The sequence below is a fragment of the Cupriavidus nantongensis genome (assembly GCF_001598055.1).
Classification (GTDB): Bacteria; Pseudomonadota; Gammaproteobacteria; order Burkholderiales; family Burkholderiaceae; genus Cupriavidus; species Cupriavidus nantongensis.
This window is the reverse complement of the sequence record NZ_CP014844.1, coordinates 2,328,938-2,348,008: the sequence shown is the minus strand read 5'-3', so window position 1 is coordinate 2,348,008 and position 19,071 is coordinate 2,328,938. Positions and strand designations below refer to the sequence as shown.

The following is a 19,071-nucleotide window of genomic DNA, read 5'->3' as shown; positions in this document are numbered from 1 at the left end:
AACCCAGACAAGAGCGTCCGATGACCCAGCCCCCGACTTCCGCGGTCGACCTGATCGACCAGCTCACCGGCCTTGCGCCGGGCAGCGCCACCCACGCCCTGCGGCACCAGCGCGACAAGGTCGTCGCTGCCACCCAGGGCAGCTACGATGCCCTGTTCGATCCCGACCTGCCAGGCCTGTCGCTGGCGGAACGGCTGCTGGTGGCGCTGTACGCCGCCCGGCTGACGCCATCGGCGGCACTGGCCGAGCACTACCGCGGCCGGCTCGAGCAGCTCGGCATCGACGCCAGCCAGGTCCGCGCCGCGGCCGAGGGCACGCCCGCGGACATCGCCGAGCCGCGCCTGCGTGCCATGCTGGAATTCACCCGCAAGCTGATCGAGAAACCGGTCGAGGGCGACCGAGCCGCGCTGCTGGCACTGCCTGCCGCCGGCCTGAGCACCCCGGCGGTGGTAACGCTGGCGCAGCTGGTCGCGTTCCTGTCGTACCAGGTGCGGCTGGTGGCCGGACTGGACGCACTGAAAGCCTTGAACGAAAGCGGAGCCCCGGCATGAGCGAAATCATCAAATCCCACGGCTTCACCAATGAAGTGCTCGACTGGAAGGCATGGCTGGACGTAGTCGATCTCGACCAGGCCACGCCCGAGCAGATCGCCGTGCTCGAGGAAAGCCACCCCAAGGCCAAGGTGCAGGACTACTACCGCTTCCTGGTCCACCAGCCCGAGATCCTGCGCCAGCGCTCGACCGCCTTCAACGCCATCATGTACGCGCCCGGCGGCATGCCGCGTGCCGAGCGCGAGCTGTCGACCACGGTGGTGTCGCGCATCAACGGCTGCGTCTACTGCGCCTCGGTCCACGCCCAGCGCTTCGAACAGCTGGCCAAGCGTAACGATGTCATCCGCCAGGTGTTCGAGGATCCCTACAGCGCCGGCACCACCGCGCGCGAACGCGCCATCGCAAAGTTCTCGGCGGAGCTGACCGAGCGGCCGGCCGAAGTCACCGCCGAACAGCTCAAGCCGCTGCGCGAGGCCGGCGTGACCGATGCGGAGATCCTGGACCTGATCCACTCGATCGCGATCTTCGCGTGGGCGAACCGGCTGATGCTGAATCTTGGGGAGCCGGTGTTTCCGCAGGAGCAGGTAGCGGTCGGTTGAACAAGACCACGAACCCTCGCATACGCTCCCCTCTCCCGCGCGCTGTATAGACCGGGGACATAGGTAACAGGTGTGCCAGGACATGGGTAACACTTTTCCCGCTTAGTCAGCGGGAGGATAACGTTGCCCTGGAGCCAAACCACCGTGAAGCAGCAAAGAGAAGAGTTCGTCCGCCTGGCACGCCAGGCGGACGCCAACATTGCGGAGCTTTGCCGCCGCTTCTGCATCAGTCGCAAGACCGGTTACAAGTGGTTGAATCGAGAGGATCTGGACGACCGAACTCGGCGTCCACATAGCTCTCCCGGTCGAACTCCAGCTGCCGTCGAAGAGCGCGTGCTAGCGATTCGAGCCGAACATTCGGCCTGGGGCGCCCGCAAGATCGCACACGTGCTGGAGCGCGACCACCGCCTCCAGATCGCCCCGAGTACAGTCAATTGGGTGCTGCGCCGCCATGGCTTGATCGATCCGGCCGCCAGCGCGGCCGCGACAGCATGGCAGCGCTTCGAGCACGACCGGCCCAATGCACTATGGCAAATTGACTTCAAAGGTCACTTCGCGACCGACACGCAGAGGTGCCACCCGCTCACGGTCTTGGACGATCACTCCCGGTTCAATGTGCTGCTCAGGGCCTTGGGCAACGAACAGTTTGAATCCGTACAAGAAGCGTTAGCGAAGGCTTTTGCGCGCTATGGGCTGCCCGAGCGGATCAATGCAGACAACGGCCCGCCCTGGGGTTCTCCAGTGCCTCGTGCGTTAACCACGCTGGGCGCCTGGCTGATTCGCCTGGGCGTGCGGCTCAGTCATAGCCGACCTGGCCATCCTCAGACCAACGGCAAGGACGAGCGCTTCCATCGAACCATGCAGGCAGAGCTGCTGGCCAACCAGCGCTTCCGGGATCTGGATGATGCGCAGCATCACTTCAGCCATTGGCGCCACGTGTACAACTTCAAGCGCCCACACCACGCGCTGGATATGGAGACACCCGCAAGCCGCTATGCGCCTAGTCCACGGGCGATGCCGCGCGAACTCCCGCCTATCGAGTACGACAGCGATGACATCGTGCGAAAGGTAGGCGACGGTGGGCGCATCTGCTTCCGGGGAAAGACGTTCCGGGTCGGACGAGCCTTGATCGGAACGCCCGTAGCATTGCGCCCTCGCGTGGACCTGGACGGCACCTTTGACGTCTACTTCTGCCATCAAAAGGTGGCCACAATAGACCTACAGCAGGTCTATTAAACTGGAGACTGGACTGTTACCCATGTCCCGGCACATGTGTTACCCATGTCCCCGGTCCATACAGCGCGCGGGAGAGGGGTGGGGGAGAGGGCCGGAGTTTCAACGAAGTCAAGCGCGTTGGTATGCCAGCGCCTGCCCTCTCCCCGGCCCCTCTCCCGCAAGCGGGAGAGGGGAGAAAACAGCCGCGCATCGCAAACGCGCGCAGCCTGCACGTCCTAGCCTTCGCTGCTCCCACAATGCACCGCCAGCCAGACCGTCGGCTGCGTTGCATCAGTCCACGCGACGCGGTGCCGGCAATGCGCCGGCAAGTGCAGCCAGTCGCCCGGCGCCATGCGATGCTCGCCGGGCTGCCCTTCGATCTCGAGCGCGGCACCGCCACTGAGCAGCAGCACCCACTCCGCCTCCGCGCTGTCGTACCAGAAGCCCTCCGGGCTGGCCTGGCCGTTGGAGACGATGCGCTCGATGCGCAGGCCCGGGCGCTGCAGCAGCGGCTCGAAGATTTCCTGCGCCGCGCCGGCCGGGACGCCGGCGAGCAGGTTTCCGTATTCAGGCTGCATGCTGCCTCCGTCGGGCCGTGGTCGCGGGCCGCTCAGTCGCCCGGCCCGGGCGCGAGCACGTCGCGCGCGCCGTTGCGGCCCATCGGCGAGACCAGTCCCGCCACTTCCATCTGCTCGATCAGCCGCGCCGCGCGGTTGTAGCCGATGCGCAGCTGCCGCTGCACCGCCGAGATCGAGGCGCGGCGGCTGGTCAGCACGAAGCTGGCGGCCTCGTCGTAGAGCGGGTCGGCCTCGCCGCCGCCGCCGCCGTCGCCGAACAGGTCGGCGCCGCCGGCCTCGGCCGGGTCGCCGGCGAGGATGGCCTCATCGTAGTCGGGCTCGCCGAACTGCTTCCAGTGCTCGACCACGCGGTGCACTTCGTCGTCGGCGACAAAGGCGCCATGCACGCGCTGCGGATAGCCGGTGCCCGGCGGCAGGAACAGCATGTCGCCCTGGCCGAGCAGGCTCTCGGCGCCCATCTGGTCGAGGATGGTGCGCGAATCGATCTTGGACGAGACCTGGAACGCCACGCGCGTGGGGATATTGGCCTTGATCAGGCCCGTGATCACGTCGACCGAGGGGCGCTGCGTGGCCAGGATCAGGTGGATGCCGGCGGCGCGCGCCTTCTGCGCCAGGCGCGCGATCAGTTCCTCGATCTTCTTGCCGGCGACCATCATCAGGTCGGCCAGCTCGTCGATCACCACCACGATCATGGGCAGGCGCGACAGCGGCTCGGGCGCGTCCGGCGTCAGCGAGAACGGGTTGGGCACCTTGTGCCCGGCGGCCTCGGCGGCGCGAATCTTCTGGTTGTAGCCGGCCAGGTTGCGCACGCCCAGCGCCGACATCAGCTTGTAGCGCTTTTCCATTTCGCCGACGCACCAGTTGAGCGCGTGCGCGGCCTGCTTCATGTCGGTGACCACCGGCGCCAGCAGGTGCGGGATGCCCTCGTAGACCGACAGCTCCAGCATCTTGGGATCGATCATGATCAGGCGCACGTCTTCCGGCGTGGCCTTGTATAGCATCGACAGGATCATGGCGTTGACCGCCACCGACTTGCCCGAGCCGGTGGTGCCGGCCACCAGCAGGTGCGGCGCGCGCGCCAGGTCGGTCACTACCGGGTTGCCGGTGATGTCCTTGCCCATCGCCAGCACCAGCCGCGAATGATGCGCCTGGAACGAGGCGGCGTTGACGATCTCGGAGAGCCGGATCATCTGCCGGCGCGCGTTGGGCAGCTCCAGCCCCATGCAGGTCTTGCCGGGAATGGTCTCGACCACGCGAATCGAGGTCACGCCCAGCGCGCGCGCCAGGTCCTTCATCAGCCCGACCACCTGCGCGCCGCGCACGCCCATGGCGGGCTCGACCTCGAAGCGGGTGATCACCGGGCCGGCGCCGGCGCCGACCACGGCGACCGGCACCTTGAACTCGGCCAGCCGCTGTTCGATCAGTTCGCCGGTTTCGCGCAGGCGTTCTTCCGATACCTGCTCGGCGCTGTCGACTTCGCCTTCCAGCAAGTCCGCCGGCGGCAGGCGGTAGTCGACCACGGGACGCGGCTGCGGGGGCGCCGCCGGCGCGGGCGCCGGCTGCGTTGCGGCTGCCAGCGGCACGGTGCGGCCGACCACGGCGGGAAGCACGATGCGGGGCTTGGCCGGCGGCGGGCTGGCGGGCGCCACTTCGACGGGTACCTGGGCTTCAGTGGATGCGGCAGGCTCGACGGCTTCGCCGACCAGATCGTTGCCATCCATCAGGGCGCTTTCCGTGCCGGCGTCTTCGGCCGGGGGCAGCGCCGCGGGCTCGGGCTCGCCGCCCTCCTCCATCGCGGAACTTGCCACGGCGTTGGCCACGGCGTCGGCGTCGTGATCAGGTGCGCTGGCTGCGCGTTGCTGGGCAGCCTCCTCCGGGGCTTCCGGCACGTCGGCCAACGGAGCTTCAGCTGCCGCTTCGACGGTGGCATGCGCCGCGACGTCAGCTAGCGGCTGTGCCGCGACCGGATCGGGCTCTGCAGCGTCGACGTCGATGGCCGGATCCGCAGCCGCTTCGGGCATGGCCACCGGCAACGGGTCCAAGGCAGGGTCAACTGACTGCGCCGTCGTGGCCTTGCCTGCCAGGGCTTGCAGTTCGGCCAGCAGGTCGAGCGCTTCCTGCCGCAACGCGGCCAGCGATGGCGCATCGCCATCCCGCGCAAGGGGTTCGGCCGGGGCTGCGGCAACGGCGTCGTCCACCGGAACGGAAGGAGTCGCCGGCGCAGCCATCACGATATCCGGCTCTGGCGTTGGCGCTGGCTCGGGTGCCGCGATCGCCTGCGCTGTTGCAACGGCATCCCGCTCGACACTGGGGGCCGCCTGCACGGTAACCGCGATCTCGGCCGGAGCGGTGGCATTGGCGGCAACCGTAGCGGCCGGCACTGCGGCCTCGGCAGCGGGCTGCGCGGACGCTTCCGGCAGCGTCGTGATCGCCGAACGGACCAGCGGCTGCGGCTGGCGGAACGGGCTGCTGACCACGGTGCCGCGCAGCGGCTGCGCCGGTCGCGGCGCGGGGGCCGGCGCGGGCGTGGCGGCAGCGGGCTTGCGTGCCGCCGGCTGGGCCGGACGCGTTGCCGGCGCGACGGCAGCCGGCGCCGGCTGCGGGGCACGCACCGGCTTGGTCGCGCCCGGCGCGTCGGCATGATGCAGCCAGAGTTCGCCAGGCTGCGGCGGCGATTCACGGGTGCGGCGCGGCGGCTGCCAGGCGGGCTGGCGGCGCGCGGAAACGGCTTCAAAACTGCGATGGCGCGGCGCGGGGGCGGTCCAGCCCGGGTTGCCCGCCGCCGGCGCGTCGCGGCGCTCGGCCTCGCGCAGCGGCTGGATGGCGGCGAAGGACACCGGCGCGTCCTCGGGCGCCGCGGCGGGCGCGGCGGCGCGGCGCGGCTTGCGTGCGAACAGGCTGCGCCAGGTCTCGCCGAACACCATCGGCGCGGCCAGTGCCAGCACGCCCAGCATCAGCAGCAAGGCGCCGGTCCAGCCGAACAGGTTGCCGAAGCTGCCGGCCAGCGCGCGGCCGACACCGCCGCCGGCGCTCGATTCCGGATCCGCGCCGCTGGTCAGCGCTTCCAGGCAGGCGCTCGCGCACAGCACCGCCAGCGTGCCCAGCCACACGCGCAGCGAGCCGGGCCCGGCCAGGCGCCGCTCGCCGGCCAGCCAGCGCGTCACCAGCCGCCACAGCAGCGGTACTATCCAGAAAGTCGAAAACCCGAACCAGCCCAAACCCATTATCGACATGCCATGTTCAAAACACCGGGCAGCGATTGTAGCGGTTATGACAGGCGGCGATTGAATCGGAAAGCGCAAATATTCGTAACGCGGCGCTTTTTCAACGCCATTACGCAACAATGCCAGGACGATCGCGAGCCCATTCACGACCGTGCCATGGTCTCGCCGGCCATTGGCGCAGCCGCGCCGCGCTACCATTGGGCAAACGCGTTTGCATCGCATCGCGGCGCGCCGCCCTCCCCTTCTGCTCACGCTCCATGCCAATCCGTTACGCCAGGCTGCGCATCCTCGTCGTTGAAGACCATCCGTTCCAGCGCGCCGCGGCCGAGGGCCTGCTGCACCATGTCGGCGTGCAGTTCGTGACCAGCGCGTTCGACGGCACGCAGGCGGCCGAACTGCTCGCGCGCGAGCCGTTCGACGTGGTGCTGTGCGATATCGAGATGCCCGGCTGCAACGGCCCCGAGCTGATCGCCGAACTGCACCGGCGCGGCCCGCGCGCCTTCGCCGGGGCGCCGCCGGTGTGGGTGTGGGTCACGGCGCTGGCCGAAGACATCCTCGATTCCAACCGTGGCCTGGCGCATGCCGCCGGCATCCCGCGCGTGCACGCGCTGCGCAAGCCGCTGGCGCGCGATGCGCTCGAAGTGATCCTGGCCGATGCGCTGGTGCGCCAGGACGCCGAAGCCGGCGTGCCAGCCTGGACCCCCGACGCCGAGGAACTGCTCGCCGCGACCCGCGCCGGCACCGATTTGCTGGTCATGCTGCAGCCCCAGCACGATATCGCCAGCGGCCGCCTGGCCGGGGCCGAAGCGCTGGTGCGCTGGCGCCATCCCGAGCATGGCCTGGTGCCGCCCGACCAGTTCATCCCGCAGCTCGAGGCGCTGGACGCGGCCGACCCGGTGTTCTTCCTGGTCGCGCGCCAGTGCCTGGCGGCGCTGCAGCGCCTGCGCGCCGCCGGGGTCGGGATCGCGATGGGACTGAACGCGTCGGCGCAGACGCTGTGCCGGCCGGGCGTGCTGGAATCGTTCGAGGCGCTGGTGGCCGCCAGCGGCGTGCCGCGGCAGGCGCTGACGGTGGAGCTGACCGAGGCTTGTCCGGTGCCTGACGCGCTGGCGCTGTCGGTCGCGCTGAACCGGCTGCGGCTGCTCGGCTATGGCGTGGCGATCGACGATTTCGGCGTGGGCATCGCCACCCTCAAGCTGCTCGCGGACCTGCCGTTCACGCAGCTGAAGGTGGACCGGTCGTTCGTCGCCGCAGTCGACGGGAGCGGCCAGCGCGCCACGATCTGCCGCAACATGATCGGCCTGGCCCGGGAACTGGGCCTGGAGTGCGTAGCCGAGGGCGTCGAGACCGACGCCCAGCGCGCCGCGCTGCTGGCGCTGGGCTGTCCGCTTGGCCAGGGCTATCTATGGTCGGCGCCCAGGCCGGCCGAGGCCTTCGTCGCGGACGCGATCGAGCGGGCAACGGCAACGCCGCCGGCCTGATCAGCGGCGGCGCCTGCCTTACTGCGCGGCCCGGAACGGGTACTTGGCGAAGATCTGCGCCACGGTCTTGTCGATGCGCTGCTGGGCGCTGGCCTTGTCGCTGGTGTCGACGCTGCCGACCGCCACGCCTTCCCACACCAGCTTCATCTGGCGCCGGTCGACCAGGTCGATGTTCACGGTGCCCTCGGTGTAGCGGTAGACGTCGTTATAGAAGCCGTAGCCCGGCCACGGCGCATACAGCCCGCCGCGATAGCCGTAGTAGCCCATCATCGGCGCGGGTGCCGGGCTGACGTCGACCTTTTCCTGCAGCCTGGCATTGAAGTTGACCAGCAGGTCCGGCGACTGCGCCGCGTAGCGGTAGCCGCGCGCGCCCAGCTCGCGCTGGACCGCGGTCTTGAAGTACTGGGTGGTCAGGCTTTCATAGCCCGCGCGGTCGGTGCCGGGACGCTCGACAAAGCCGAAGGTGCGGTAGGCACTGAAGTCGGTGGCGGGGTTGTAGTCGGTCTTGATGTCGGGCACGCTGGCGCAGCCCGACAGCAGCAGCGCCGCGACCGCCGCGGGGATCGTTCCCCGGATCGATACCCGGACTCCAGCCGGGAAAAATTGCCGGAACGCATTCACGATACATCTCCAGAGATTGACGGCGGCGCGCGGGGTTGCGGGTCGCGCTAGTTGAGCTTGCCGTTGAGCCCGCCCACGCTGAGCCGGCCCGCCCCCAGCAGCGCCACCGCCAGCGCCGCGGCCAGGAACATGCCCTGCAGCTCCAGCGCCCAGCCGCCGGTATTGGACAGCATGCCAAGCTCCTTGGTGTGCACCAGCCCGATGGCAAACAGCATGTTGAGCGCCACCACCAGCGCCGCCAGCCGGCTCCACAGCCCGATGATCAGCAGGATCGGCGCGACGATCTCGCCCAGGTAGACGCCGTAGGCAACCCAGGCCGGCAAGCCGGCGTCGGCGACCACCTTCGACACGAAACCGATGCCGGACGCGCCCGTGACCTTGGCGATGCCATGCATCAGGATCAACACGCCAAGCACGATGCGCAGCAGCGCCTTGCCCAAGTCCTGGGAACCCTGAGAGCCACCCATGGCCATTCTCCTTGCCGTTGTCTGTGAGAGGTGATCGAGCCATGCGCCTTAGCCCTCACGCGCACGGTTCGCCCCTGTACCTTAGTGCGAGCCGGCGTGTCCGTAAAGCCGCAAATGCGCGACGCAAATGCGCGACGCACCAGCGCTACACCACGCGGTGCATCGCCGGCGTGCGCGGCTGCTGCATGCCGACCTTGTGCGCGCACTCGGGCAACACCTCGCCCAGGAAGTCGAGGAAGCGCCGGGTGGCCGGCGTCACGCCCTTGCGCGACGGGAACACCGCGTGCAGCGTGCCGACCGGCATGTCGTACTGCGGCAGCACCAGTTCCAGCTCGCCATTCTCCAGCGCCTCGCGGCAGAACATGCGCGGCAACATGGCCACGCCGACCCCCGCGATGGCGGCCTCGCGCAGCAACGCGAACTCGTCGGTGACCAGGCGCGGATCGTAGGCGATCTGGATCGAATCCCCGGTCTTGCAGCGCAAGGTCCAGGCGTGCTTGCCGTCGTGCGGCTGCTGGCCCACGCCCGGCATGCCGTCGAGCGCCTGCGGCGTGCGCGGCCGGCCGATGCTGTCCAGCAGCGCCGGGCTGGCCACCAGCATCAGCTCGCTTTCGCCAAAGGTGCGCACCGCCAGGCTGGAGTCTTCCATCACCTCGCGCACCCGCAGCGCGAGGTCGAAGCCCTCGCCGATGACGTCGACGCGCCGGTTGGTGGTTTCCAGTTCGATCCGCACCGCCGGATTGGCGCGCATGAAGTGGCCGATCGCCGGCGCCAGCAGGATCTGCGCGATGGCGATCGGGCAGCTGACCCGCAGCGTGCCTCCCGGCTGCTCGCGCGCCTGCTCGATGACCTCGCGCGCGGCCTCGGCCTCGTTGAGCATGGCGCGGCAGCGTTCGTAGAAGGATTCCCCCAGCGGGGTCACGCGCACCTGGCGCGTGGTCCGGCGCAGCAGCTGCACGCCCAGGTCGCGCTCGAGCTGGGCGATCCGCCGGCTCAGGCGCGACTTGGGCACGCCGGTGGCGCGGCTGGCCGCGGAAAAACTGCCGTGTTCGACCACCTGGGCGAACAGCGACAGGTCGTTGAGGTCTTGCATGGGTGGCTCCGGAGTCACGCGGACGGCCCCGCCATCCCGCGGCGATATGCGGGAATGTGCAGGGAATGGCGCCCGGCATGGTGTTGCATCGGTAGAACAATCCTTTGCATTTTGCCTCACTACCGATACCAATGCCCAGCCGCTATCTTTCCTCCATCGCAACCGCATCCTTGTGGAGAAAGACATGAACATCCTGCAGATCGATTCCAGCGTCCTCGGCGACAACTCCGTATCCCGCGGCCTGACCGCCAGCGTGGTGGCCGACCTGGTCGCCGCCAACCCCGCCGCCACCGTGACCGTGCGCGACCTCGACCAAGACGCCCCGGCGCACCTGTCCGGCAACCTGCTGCCGGTGCTGGGTGGCCCGAAGGACGGCCTGAACGCCGTGCAGCAGGCGGAGCTGGAGCGCACCGAGCAGTGGCTGGCCGAGTTCCTGGCCGCCGACGTGCTGGTGGTGGGCGTGCCGCAGTACAACTTCAGCATCCCCAGCCAGCTCAAGGCCTGGATCGACCGCATCGCGCAGGCCGGCCGCACCTTCAAGTACACCGAGAACGGCCCGGTGGGCCTGGCCGGCGGCAAGCGCGTGATCGTGGTGTCGTCGCGCGGCGGCGTGCGCCAGGATGCCAGCGAGCTGGACCTGCACGAAAAGACCGTCGACATCGTGTTCCGCTTCCTGGGCATCACCGACATCACCTACGTGCGCGCCCACGGCCTGGCGATGGGTCCGGAGTTCCGCGAAGCCGGCCTGGCCAGCGCCCGCACCGAGATCGCGGCGCTGAACGACGCCAGCCGGCTGGCGGCCTGAAGCCGACCGGGGCCGCGGGCCCGGCGCTGTAGGACGGCGCCGGCTCGCCCCGGGACCGGATCGGGTCTATGATGGTTCGGGGCGCTACGGCGCCCCGCGTGCCATGGGCGGCGCGCGGCCGCCGGCCCTGGCCGCGGCGGCGCACCGCCTGCAGTCATCGACCGATCCAACCCGGGAGCCCGCATGACTTCAGCCCTGTTGCCAGGAGCCGCCCTCCATCCGCCGCACGAACCCGCCCTGCTGTCGCAGTACCGGCATGTCCGCGCCGCCACCGAAACCCTGGTGGCCGACCTGTCCGATGCCGATGCCACCGTGCAGTCCATGGACGACGCCAGCCCGGCAAAATGGCACCTGGCGCACACCACGTGGTTCTTCGAGGAATTCGTGCTGGCCGCGCGCATCCCGGACTACGAGCCGGTGGACCCGGCCTACCGCTATCTCTTCAATTCGTACTATGAAGCGGTTGGCGCGCGCCATCCGCGGCCGCAGCGCGGGCTGCTGACGCGCCCGTCGCTGGACGAGGTGCTGGCATACCGCGAGGCCGTCGACGAGGCGATGCTGGCGCTGCTGGGCAGCGCCCAGACCGACGACGAGGCGGCGCTGATCACGCTTGGCCTGCAGCATGAACAGCAGCACCAGGAACTGCTGCTGACCGACGTGCTGCACCTGTTCGCGCAGAACCCGCTGCGCCCCGCCTTTGCCCCGGAACTGCCCGCCCCCGTGGTTGCCGACCCGCGCCCCGCGCCGGACTGGGTCGGCTTCGACGGCGGGCTGGTCGAGATCGGCCACCGCGGCGAGACCTTCGCCTTCGATTGCGAAACGCCGCGCCACAAGACCTACCTGGCCCCGTTCACGCTGTGCTCGCACCCCGTCAGCAACCGGCAATGGTTCGAGTTCATCGAGGATGGCGGCTACCAGAGCGCCGGGCTGTGGCTGTCCGACGGCTGGCGCTGGGTCGGCGAGCAAGGCATCCAGGCGCCGCTCTACTGGGAAGAGCGCGAAGGCACCTGGTGGCAGATGACGCTGCGCGGCATGCATCCGGTCGACCCCGACAGCCCGGTGACCCATGTCAGCTTCTACGAGGCCGACGCGTTCGCGCGCTGGGCCGAGCGCCGGCTGCCGACCGAGGCCGAATGGGAACACGCCGCCAGCCGGCTGCCGGCCACCGGGAATTTTGTCGAGGGGCGCGCGCTGCGGCCGCTGCCGGACCGGCAGAACACCGCCGGCGTACTGCGCCAGATGTTCGGCGACGTCTGGGAATGGACCGCCAGCGCGTTCCTGCCCTATCCGGGCTTCCGCCCCAACGCGGGCGCGGTGGGCGAGTACAACGGCAAGTTCATGAGCGGCCAGATGGTGCTGCGCGGCGGGTCGTGCGTCACGCCCGAATCGCATATCCGCGCAACCTACCGCAACTTCTTCTATCCGCACCAGCGCTGGCAGTTCACCGGCGTGCGGCTGGCCGACGACGCCTAGGGCCGGGCCCAGTATGGCGCCAGCCAGCGCCACGCCAGCCAGGCCAGCGCCACCCACACCAGCACGATGACCACGGCGGCCGCGCGATTGCGCGGCCGTTGCGCATGGGTGGCCTGCCAGGCCTCGGCGCGGCCGCGGCATTCGTCCCTGACCGTGGCGGGAATCATCCGCAGCGTCAGCCAGATGCCCAGCGGCACCAGCAGCACGTCATCCAGGTAGCCCAGCACCGGGATGAAATCCGGGATCAGGTCGATCGGGCTGAAGGCATAGGCCACCACCAGCGCGCCCAGCAGCCGCGCCGTCCACGGCGTGCCGGGATGGCGGCTGCAGAACCACAGCGTCAGCAGGCTGCCCTTGAGCCCGCGCGCCCACTGGCGCAGCCGCGAAGCGCTGGCCATCGCCGCCCGCTGTGCTTACCAGCCCTTGCTCTGCGGCGCCGCGGGGCGCTGGCCGCCGGGCTCGGCGACCGGCGGCTTCAGCGGCGGCGCCGGCACGATCGGCGTCTGCGGATACAGCTTCTGCCAGCGCGCCTTCAGGCCGCTGGCGATCTCGGCCTGGTTGTAGCGCTCGGCAAAGTCGATCACGGTCATGCCCTGCTGGTTCTTCAGGCGCATGTCGGCGCCTTCGTCGAGCAGCAGCTTGACGGTTTCGATATGGCCGCCGCGCGCGGCCATCATCAGCGGGGTGGTGCCGTTGGGGCTTTCGGCGTCGATATACGCGGCATGGTCGACCAGGTACTTGACCACGTCGTTGTGGCCGTTGGTGGCGGCATAGTGCAGCGGGGCCCAGCCGGTCTTGTTGATCTCGGCCTCCATGTCGTCGACCATCAGCTTGACCATGTCGAGCTGGCCCTGCAGCGCGGCCATCATCAGCGGGGTCTCGCCGGCCGGGTTGGCCTTGTCGAAGTCGATGTCCTTGGCGCGGATCAGCACCGTGGCGGCCTTCAGCGACTTCTCGCGCAGCGCCAGCACCAGCGCCGGGTTGCCGCGATTGTCGACCACATTGGGGTCGACGCCCCTGGCCAGCAGCTTCTTGACGGTGTTGGCGTCGTCGAATTCCACCGCCTTGCGCATATCGTCGGCCGGCGCGGCCTGCGCGAACGTGGCGGCGGCCAGCGCGACAGCGCCGGCGGCACGGCGGACAAACTTCATGTCAAACATGAGATTTCCTGTCAATGTGCTTGAATAGATTGAAGAAGTTTTCCGTCGTCTGTTCCGCGACCTGCTCCACCGGCACCCCGCGCAGCTGCGCGATGAACTCGCCCACATGGCGTACCCAGGCCGGCTCGTTGGTCTTGCCGCGGTACGGCACGGGGGCCAGGTAGGGGGAATCGGTCTCGATCAGCATGCGCTCGAGCGGCACCTTGCGCGCGGTTTCCTGCAGGTCCGCCGCGCTCTTGAAGGTGACGATGCCGGAAAACGAGATATGGAAGCCCTGGTCCAGCGCCTGGCGGGCGACCTCCCAGGTCTCGGTAAAGCAGTGCATCACGCCGCCGGCCTCGCCCGCGTTTTCCTCGCGCATCAGGCGCAGGGTGTCGTCGGCGGACGAGCGGGTATGGATGATCAGCGGCTTGCCGGTCTGGCGCGCGGCGCGGATATGGGTGCGGAAGCGTTCGCGCTGCCATTCCATCTCGGCGATGCTGCGGCCGTTGAGCCGGTAGTAATCCAGCCCGGTCTCGCCGGTGCCGACCACGCGCGGGTGCGCCGACAGCGCCACCAGCCGCTCCAGCGTCGGGTCCTCGCCTTCTTCGTAATCGGGATGCACGCCGACCGACGCGTACAGGTTGGGATGCTGCTCGGCCAGCGCCAGCACACGCGGGAAGTCTTCCAGCGTGACCGAGATGCACAGCGCATGCGTGACCTGGTTGGCGCGCATATTGTCCAGCAGCTCCGGCAGGCGCGCGGCCAGTTCGGGGAAATCGATATGGCAGTGGGAATCGACAAACATGGGGAAATCTCAGGTACGGCGTTCAGGCGGCGCTCAGGGCGCGTTCAGGCCGCGTCCACGCGGCGGCCGACGATGATCAGGTCGCGCTCGACGCCGTCGAGCACGGCCACGCGCGGCAGGTCGCCCCAGCGCGTGAAGCCCAGCGCCGCGAACAGGCCCAGGCTGGGCGCGTTGTGGCCGAAGATAAAACCGAGCAGCGTGTTGACGCCGACCGTGGGCGCGTGGTCGATGGCCTGCTGCAGCAGATAGCGCCCCAGCCCCTGGCCGCGGCGCTGCGCATCCAGGTAGATCGACACCTCTGCGGTCGCGCCATAGGCCGGGCGCCCGTAGAAATCGGAAAAGCTCATCCAGCCGGCCATGCCGCCGTCGGCGTCCTCGCACACCCACAGCGGACGGCGCGCGGGCTGGTGGGCGTCGAACCACGCCTGGCGCGAGGCCACGGTGACCGGCTCGGTGTCGGCGGTAACCATGCGCGAAGCCACGGTGCTGTTGTAGATGGCGACGATGCCCGGCAGGTCGCGGGGCTCGGCAATACGTAGCGAAAAATTCATCGAAAATCAAAAGGTTGCGATGGAAATCTCGCAACATTCATAAGGTTTGGGTGGGGCGCCCGGACTCCAGCATCTTGCCCAGGATTTCCTCCACCGCGCGGCGCAGGTTGCGCCCGTTGTCGTCGTCGGGCAGGTGCACGCCGACGCCGGGCGTCTTCATCGGCGTGCCCGCCGGGGTGATCCAGGCCACATGGCCCGCGATCTGGTATTTCTGCGGCCGGTCCAGCAGCGACAATACCAGGAACACCTGCTCGCCCAGCCGGAACGGTCGGTTCGACGGCACGAAGATGCCGCCGCGCGCCAGGAACGGCATATAGGCCGCGTACAGCCCGGCCTGGTCCTTGATCGACAGCGACAGCACGTTGGGCCGCGACGCCGCCCCGCCTCCGCTCGCTGTGACGCTGCCAAAGCCCGCCTCGGCCGGCCCGGTGCCGGCGACTGCCGTGTTCATGGTTGACCCCCTGATGACGTTGCTGCTTGTTGTTATGGCTTGTTGTTTTGCACTGCGCCCGGCCGCCGGCCGCGCTAGCGGAACAGCTGCCGGTACTCCAGGAATACCGCCTCCATCACCAGCCGCGCCGCCAGCGGATGATTCTCGCTGCGGCGGTGCGCGTTCAGGCGCGCGGCAAACGCCTGCAGCCCGTGCGCATCGGTCGCGCCGGCACAGCGCGCCAGCACGGCGCGCTCCCTGGGGAAGTACCGCGGCGTGGCACCGCCATCCAGCCGCAGTGCCAGCAGATCGTACGTCCAGCGCTGCAAGATGCCAAGCACGGCGGGCACCGGCAGCTTCTGCAGTTGCTCGGCCGCGGCGGCGGCGTCGAACGCGGCCGCGGCGCCGAGCTGGCCGACCAGCCAGCGCTGCAGCGGCTGCTCCTCGGCCTCGGCCGCGTGCAGCGCGGTCAGCGGCGAGCCGCCGGCCAGCGCCAGCTGGGCCTCGGCATCCGCCACGCCCTGCCCGCGCAACCACGCCAGCGCGGCCTCGGGGGTCGGGCGCTGGGCCGAGAACTGGCGGCAGCGCGACAGGATGGTCGGCAGGATGAGGTCGAGGCGGTCGGTCACCAGCAGGAACACGGTCGACGGCGGCGGTTCTTCCAGCGTCTTCAGCAAGGCGTTGGCGCCCTCGGCCTGCAGCGCGTCGAGCGGATAGACCACCACCACGCGCAGGCCAGCGCGGTGCGTGCCCACGCCGACCGCCTCGATCAGCGCGCGCACCTGCTCCATGCGGATGATCTTGCTGGGCGCCTTCTTCTTGCCGCCCTCGTCGGTTTCGGCCTCGGCCGAGGCGTCGAGGGCCTCGGGCCGCACCACGGTGAAGTCCGGGTGGTTGCCCTGGCTGAACCAGTGGCAGGCGGCGCACTGCCCGCACGGCTGCCCGTCCGCCAGCGGCGCCTCGCACAGCAGCCCCTGGGCGAAATGCAGCGCCAGGTCGCGCTTGCCGATGCCTTGCTGGCCGTGGATCAGCAAGGCATGCGGCAGCCGCTCGCGCAGCGCGCCCAGCCGTTGCCAGTCTTCGTTCTGCCAGGGATATAGCATGTGAATCAGTAGGTTAGCGAGCTAAGTTCGTGTACTGCCTGAATATCGATCGCACCGAAGGAAAAGCCAGGCAAATCAGATAGTTGCGAGGATCTTCTCAAGTTCGTCGCGAATATCGGCAATGCTGCGCGTGGCGTCGATGACGCGGAAGCGCTGCGGCGACTGCGCCGCGCGGCGCAGGTATTCGTCGCGGGTGCGCTGGAAGAAGGCGCGCGATTCGGCCTCGAACTTGTCCGGCGTGCGCGCCGCGGCCAGGCGCGCGCTGGCGGTTTCCAGCGGCACATCGAACAGCAGCGTCAGGTCCGGCTGCAGGCCGCACTGGACCCAGCCTTCCAGCACTTCCAGCCGGTCCGTGGCCAGGCCGCGGCCGCCGCCCTGGTAGGCAAAGGTGGCGTCGGTGAAACGGTCGGAAATGACCCACTTGCCGCGCTCCAGCGCCGGGGCGATGACTTCGGCGATATGCTCGCGCCGGGCCGCGAACATCAGCAGCGCCTCGGTCTCCAGGTGCATCTTGCGGTGCAGCAGGATCTGGCGCAGGTCTTCGCCCAGCGACGTGCCGCCGGGCTCGCGCGTGGTGACAACACCGGCGATGTCGGCGCGGGCGCGCAGCCGGTCGGCGACCCAGTCGATATGGGTGCTCTTGCCGGCGCCGTCGATGCCCTCGAAGGTAATGAATTTTCCGCGCATGGAATGCCTATTTGCCGCGCTGGTACTTGTCGACCGCGCGGTTGTGTTCGGGTAGCGAGTTGGAGAAATGGCTGCTGCCGTCGCCGCGGGCGACGAAGTACAGCGCGTCGGACGGCGCCGGCGTGGTCGCCGCGGCCAGCGAGGCCAGCCCCGGCAGCGCGATCGGCGTGGGCGGCAGGCCGGTGCGGGTGTAGGTATTGTACGGGGTGTCGGCCTGCAGGTCGCGCTTGCGCAGGTCGCCGTCGAAGGCGTCACCGAGGCCGTAGATCACGGTCGGGTCGGTCTGCAGCAGCATGTTCTTGCGCAGCCGGTTGATGAACACCGCGGCGATCATCGGGCGCTCGGCGGCCTGGCCGGTTTCCTTCTCGACGATCGACGCCATCACCAGCGCCTCGTACGGGGTCTTGTACGGCAGGTCGGGCGAGCGCGCGTTCCAGGCCTCGTTCAGGCGGCGCTGCATGGCGCGGTAGGCGTGCTTGTACAGCTCGATGTCGCTGCTGCCGCGCGCGAACAGGTAGGTGTCGGGAAAGAACAGCCCCTCGGGCGAGGTCTCGGGCGCGCCGATGGCCTTCATCAGTTCCGCGTCGGTCATGCCGCGGGTGTCGTGGCGCAGCGCCGGGCTGGCATCGACCGCGGCGCGCATCTTGCGGAATTCCCAGCCCTCGATCACCGTGACCACGTAGTGCGTGACCTCGCCGCGCGAGAGCTTGCCAATGATCGACAGCGGCGTGGCGCCGGTTTCGAACTCATAGCCGCCGGCCTTCAGGTCGGCGCCGTGGCCGGTCAGGCGCGCCAGCAGCACGAACAGCCGCGGGTCCATGCCCACGCCGCCGCGCTGGATCTGCCGGCCGACGCTGGCCACACCGGAATTGGGCTTGATCACCACTTCTACCGGCGACTTGCCCAGCGACACCGGGTGATTGGCCCACCACGCAAAGCCGCCCACGGCCGCCAGCGCGAACACCAGCACGGCAAGCCCAAGGCTGAGGAGTAAACGTTTCATGTATCGGTTGTAGGGGCCGGCCATCGGCGCCATCGGCGCAAGCGCGCACCGCGGCGGACCACTGGCGCCGGCCGAAAATCTCGTAGCCCCATATAATAACCGGCAGCCCGGCACCGACCGTAAGCCGTGGCGCCGGCGCCTCCCGCGCGTCCGGCACCCCGCACCGTCGGTGGCCCGTTTCCTTCCCTTCCCGAATTGCCTCGACGATTGCCTCGCAATGCCAGCATTGAATTCCCAAGCCCAGCAACTCGCCGCCAACCTTGACGCGCTGCAGGCCGGCGGCGTGGTCTGCACCCCGGCCGGGCTCGGCCTCGTCCGCGTGGCGGGCGACGATGCCGCCAGCTTTCTGCATACCCAGCTGACCAATGCGGTCGAAGACCTGGCGCCGGGCACCGCGCGCCTGGCCGGCTACTGCTCGCCCAAGGGCCGGCTGCTGGCGACCTTCCTGATGTGGCGCGACGCCGACGGCATCGTGTTGCAGCTGTCGGCGGAGATCCAGGCCACGGTGCAGAAGCGGCTGTCGATGTTCGTGCTGCGCGCCAAGGCCAAACTGTCCGATATCACCCCCACTCACGCCATCCTGGGCGTGGCCGGCGCCGGCGCCGCCGGGGCGCTGGCCGCGGCCGGGCTGCCCGCGCCGGAGGCCGCCTTCGCCGTGGCCACGGCCGACGGCGCCACCGTGATCCGCCTGCCGGACAGCGCCGGCCAGCCGCGCTGGCAGCTGCTGCTGCCGGCCGAGCGCGCCGACGCGGTGCGCGCGGCGCTGTCCGCGACGCTGACCGGCGCCGCGCCGGCGTTGTGGGACTGGCTCGAAGTGCAGTCGGGCCTACCCCGCATCGTCGCGGCAACGCAGGAGCAGTTCGTGCCGCAGATGATCAATTTCGAGCTGGTCGGCGGCGTCAATTTCCGCAAGGGCTGCTATCCGGGCCAGGAAGTGGTGGCGCGCAGCCAGTACCGCGGCACGCTCAAGCGCCGCATGTGGCTGGTGCGGGGCGAAGGCGAGGTGCCGGCGCCCGCGGCCGAGATCTATCGCCCGGAAGACCCGGGCCAGCCCTGCGGCATGATCGTCAACGCCGCGCCCGCGCCCGATGGCGGCTGGGCCGGGCTGGCCGAGCTGAAGATCGATGCCGCCGGCAGCGCGCTGCGGCTGGGCAGCGCCGAGGGCGCTGCGGTGACCACCGCCAGCCTGCCCTACGCGGTGCCGCTGGGCGAGGCCGCGCAGGCCGCCGGCTGATTGCACAGG

The 19,071-nt window shown here is 69.5% G+C and carries 20 protein-coding genes; 7 read left to right on the top strand and 13 right to left on the bottom strand.

Features of this window, described 5'->3' with window-relative positions; translation table 11 throughout:
• Positions 1-20: 20 nt before the first annotated feature.
• The 3 genes from A2G96_RS11005 (at position 21) to A2G96_RS10995 (ending at position 2,386) form a co-directional block, all read left to right on the top strand.
• Positions 21-551 carry a CMD domain protein gene (locus A2G96_RS11005; RefSeq protein WP_062799242.1) on the top strand — a complete coding sequence of 177 codons (531 nt, stop codon included), beginning with the start codon at positions 21-23 and terminating at the stop codon, positions 549-551.
• Positions 548-1,150: a peroxidase-related enzyme gene (locus A2G96_RS11000; RefSeq protein WP_062799239.1), complete on the top strand. Its 603-nt coding sequence runs from the start codon at positions 548-550 to the stop codon at positions 1,148-1,150. The genes A2G96_RS11005 and A2G96_RS11000 overlap by 4 nt, the downstream gene beginning before the upstream one ends.
• A gap of 123 nt (positions 1,151-1,273) precedes the next feature.
• Positions 1,274-2,386: an IS481 family transposase gene (locus A2G96_RS10995; RefSeq protein WP_062798133.1), complete on the top strand. Its 1,113-nt coding sequence runs from the start codon at positions 1,274-1,276 to the stop codon at positions 2,384-2,386.
• 215 nt (positions 2,387-2,601) lie between these two features.
• Here A2G96_RS10995 and A2G96_RS10990 read toward each other — a convergent pair whose 3' ends face one another.
• Positions 2,602-2,943 carry a cupin domain-containing protein gene (locus A2G96_RS10990; RefSeq protein ID WP_062799237.1) on the bottom strand — a complete coding sequence of 114 codons (342 nt, stop codon included), beginning with the start codon at positions 2,941-2,943 and terminating at the stop codon, positions 2,602-2,604.
• 32 nt (positions 2,944-2,975) lie between these two features.
• A complete protein-coding gene (locus A2G96_RS10985) occupies positions 2,976-6,167 on the bottom strand; it encodes a DNA translocase FtsK (protein ID WP_062799235.1) in 3,192 nt (1,063 codons plus the stop codon).
• Between the two features lie 257 nt (positions 6,168-6,424).
• Here A2G96_RS10985 and A2G96_RS10980 point away from each other — a divergent pair, with 257 nt between their 5' ends.
• Positions 6,425-7,648, top strand: a complete 1,224-nt coding sequence (locus tag A2G96_RS10980; protein ID WP_062799233.1) for an EAL domain-containing response regulator — start codon at positions 6,425-6,427, stop codon at positions 7,646-7,648.
• 18 nt (positions 7,649-7,666) lie between these two features.
• Here A2G96_RS10980 and A2G96_RS10975 read toward each other — a convergent pair whose 3' ends face one another.
• The 3 genes from A2G96_RS10975 to A2G96_RS10965 form a co-directional block, all read right to left on the bottom strand.
• The gene (locus A2G96_RS10975; protein WP_062802129.1) at positions 7,667-8,224 is read right to left on the bottom strand and encodes a DUF4136 domain-containing protein; all 558 of its coding nucleotides are present in this window, start codon (positions 8,222-8,224) and stop codon (positions 7,667-7,669) included.
• Positions 8,225-8,316: 92 nt separating this feature from the next.
• The gene (locus A2G96_RS10970) at positions 8,317-8,736 is read right to left on the bottom strand and encodes a DoxX family protein (protein ID WP_062799231.1); all 420 of its coding nucleotides are present in this window, start codon (positions 8,734-8,736) and stop codon (positions 8,317-8,319) included.
• Positions 8,737-8,881: 145 nt separating this feature from the next.
• Positions 8,882-9,829, bottom strand: a complete 948-nt coding sequence (locus A2G96_RS10965; RefSeq protein WP_062799230.1) for a LysR family transcriptional regulator — start codon at positions 9,827-9,829, stop codon at positions 8,882-8,884.
• A 184-nt stretch (positions 9,830-10,013) separates the two neighbouring features.
• Here A2G96_RS10965 and A2G96_RS10960 point away from each other — a divergent pair, with 184 nt between their 5' ends.
• Both A2G96_RS10960 and egtB read left to right on the top strand, forming a co-directional pair.
• Positions 10,014-10,634, top strand: a complete 621-nt coding sequence (locus tag A2G96_RS10960) for an FMN-dependent NADH-azoreductase (protein WP_062799228.1) — start codon at positions 10,014-10,016, stop codon at positions 10,632-10,634.
• 183 nt (positions 10,635-10,817) lie between these two features.
• Positions 10,818-12,107 carry an ergothioneine biosynthesis protein EgtB gene (gene egtB, locus A2G96_RS10955; RefSeq protein ID WP_062799225.1) on the top strand — a complete coding sequence of 430 codons (1,290 nt, stop codon included), beginning with the start codon at positions 10,818-10,820 and terminating at the stop codon, positions 12,105-12,107.
• Here the strand turns inward: egtB and A2G96_RS10950 are convergent.
• From A2G96_RS10950 to mltG, 8 genes are all read right to left on the bottom strand, one after another.
• On the bottom strand, positions 12,104-12,505 hold the full coding sequence (locus tag A2G96_RS10950; RefSeq protein WP_062799223.1) for a YkvA family protein: 402 nt from the start codon (positions 12,503-12,505) through the stop codon (positions 12,104-12,106). The two genes, egtB and A2G96_RS10950, sit on opposite strands and share 4 nt — an antisense overlap.
• A gap of 15 nt (positions 12,506-12,520) precedes the next feature.
• Entirely contained in the window at positions 12,521-13,267 is a 747-nt protein-coding gene (locus tag A2G96_RS10945; protein ID WP_062799220.1) for an ankyrin repeat domain-containing protein, read from the bottom strand.
• Positions 13,260-14,054, bottom strand: a complete 795-nt coding sequence (locus A2G96_RS10940; protein ID WP_062799218.1) for a TatD family hydrolase — start codon at positions 14,052-14,054, stop codon at positions 13,260-13,262. The genes A2G96_RS10945 and A2G96_RS10940 overlap by 8 nt, the downstream gene beginning before the upstream one ends.
• A 44-nt stretch (positions 14,055-14,098) precedes the next feature.
• On the bottom strand, positions 14,099-14,605 hold the full coding sequence (locus A2G96_RS10935) for a GNAT family N-acetyltransferase (RefSeq protein ID WP_062799215.1): 507 nt from the start codon (positions 14,603-14,605) through the stop codon (positions 14,099-14,101).
• A gap of 37 nt (positions 14,606-14,642) precedes the next feature.
• The gene (locus A2G96_RS10930) at positions 14,643-15,056 is read right to left on the bottom strand and encodes a PilZ domain-containing protein (RefSeq protein ID WP_062799213.1); all 414 of its coding nucleotides are present in this window, start codon (positions 15,054-15,056) and stop codon (positions 14,643-14,645) included.
• A gap of 74 nt (positions 15,057-15,130) precedes the next feature.
• The gene (locus tag A2G96_RS10925; protein WP_062799211.1) at positions 15,131-16,138 is read right to left on the bottom strand and encodes a DNA polymerase III subunit delta'; all 1,008 of its coding nucleotides are present in this window, start codon (positions 16,136-16,138) and stop codon (positions 15,131-15,133) included.
• A 75-nt stretch (positions 16,139-16,213) separates the two neighbouring features.
• Positions 16,214-16,825, bottom strand: a complete 612-nt coding sequence (gene tmk, locus A2G96_RS10920; RefSeq protein WP_062799208.1) for a dTMP kinase — start codon at positions 16,823-16,825, stop codon at positions 16,214-16,216.
• 7 nt (positions 16,826-16,832) lie between these two features.
• Positions 16,833-17,828, bottom strand: a complete 996-nt coding sequence (gene mltG / locus A2G96_RS10915; protein ID WP_062802128.1) for an endolytic transglycosylase MltG — start codon at positions 17,826-17,828, stop codon at positions 16,833-16,835.
• A 217-nt stretch (positions 17,829-18,045) separates the two neighbouring features.
• Here mltG and ygfZ point away from each other — a divergent pair, with 217 nt between their 5' ends.
• On the top strand, positions 18,046-19,062 hold the full coding sequence (gene ygfZ / locus A2G96_RS10910; protein ID WP_062799205.1) for a CAF17-like 4Fe-4S cluster assembly/insertion protein YgfZ: 1,017 nt from the start codon (positions 18,046-18,048) through the stop codon (positions 19,060-19,062).
• Positions 19,063-19,071: the final 9 nt, after the last annotated feature.

Excerpts from the sequence above, each read along its gene's own strand:
- A2G96_RS10945 (WP_062799220.1), bottom strand. The coding sequence starts at position 13,267 with ATGTTTGACATGAAGTTTGTCCGCCGTGCCGCCGGCGCTGTCGCGCTG.
- A2G96_RS10935 (WP_062799215.1), bottom strand. The coding sequence starts at position 14,605 with ATGAATTTTTCGCTACGTATTGCCGAGCCCCGCGACCTGCCGGGCATC.
- ygfZ (WP_062799205.1), top strand. The coding sequence starts at position 18,046 with ATGCCAGCATTGAATTCCCAAGCCCAGCAACTCGCCGCCAACCTTGAC.
- mltG (WP_062802128.1), bottom strand. The coding sequence starts at position 17,828 with ATGAAACGTTTACTCCTCAGCCTTGGGCTTGCCGTGCTGGTGTTCGCG.
- A2G96_RS10930 (WP_062799213.1), bottom strand. The coding sequence starts at position 15,056 with ATGAACACGGCAGTCGCCGGCACCGGGCCGGCCGAGGCGGGCTTTGGC.
- A2G96_RS10985 (WP_062799235.1), bottom strand. The coding sequence starts at position 6,167 with ATGGGTTTGGGCTGGTTCGGGTTTTCGACTTTCTGGATAGTACCGCTG.
- A2G96_RS10990 (WP_062799237.1), bottom strand. The coding sequence starts at position 2,943 with ATGCAGCCTGAATACGGAAACCTGCTCGCCGGCGTCCCGGCCGGCGCG.
- egtB (WP_062799225.1), top strand. The coding sequence starts at position 10,818 with ATGACTTCAGCCCTGTTGCCAGGAGCCGCCCTCCATCCGCCGCACGAA.
- A2G96_RS10965 (WP_062799230.1), bottom strand. The coding sequence starts at position 9,829 with ATGCAAGACCTCAACGACCTGTCGCTGTTCGCCCAGGTGGTCGAACAC.
- A2G96_RS11005 (WP_062799242.1), top strand. The coding sequence starts at position 21 with ATGACCCAGCCCCCGACTTCCGCGGTCGACCTGATCGACCAGCTCACC.
- A2G96_RS10925 (WP_062799211.1), bottom strand. The coding sequence starts at position 16,138 with ATGCTATATCCCTGGCAGAACGAAGACTGGCAACGGCTGGGCGCGCTG.
- A2G96_RS10950 (WP_062799223.1), bottom strand. The coding sequence starts at position 12,505 with ATGGCCAGCGCTTCGCGGCTGCGCCAGTGGGCGCGCGGGCTCAAGGGC.
- A2G96_RS10940 (WP_062799218.1), bottom strand. The coding sequence starts at position 14,054 with ATGTTTGTCGATTCCCACTGCCATATCGATTTCCCCGAACTGGCCGCG.
- tmk (WP_062799208.1), bottom strand. The coding sequence starts at position 16,825 with ATGCGCGGAAAATTCATTACCTTCGAGGGCATCGACGGCGCCGGCAAG.
- A2G96_RS10980 (WP_062799233.1), top strand. The coding sequence starts at position 6,425 with ATGCCAATCCGTTACGCCAGGCTGCGCATCCTCGTCGTTGAAGACCAT.
- A2G96_RS10970 (WP_062799231.1), bottom strand. The coding sequence starts at position 8,736 with ATGGGTGGCTCTCAGGGTTCCCAGGACTTGGGCAAGGCGCTGCTGCGC.
- A2G96_RS10960 (WP_062799228.1), top strand. The coding sequence starts at position 10,014 with ATGAACATCCTGCAGATCGATTCCAGCGTCCTCGGCGACAACTCCGTA.
- A2G96_RS11000 (WP_062799239.1), top strand. The coding sequence starts at position 548 with ATGAGCGAAATCATCAAATCCCACGGCTTCACCAATGAAGTGCTCGAC.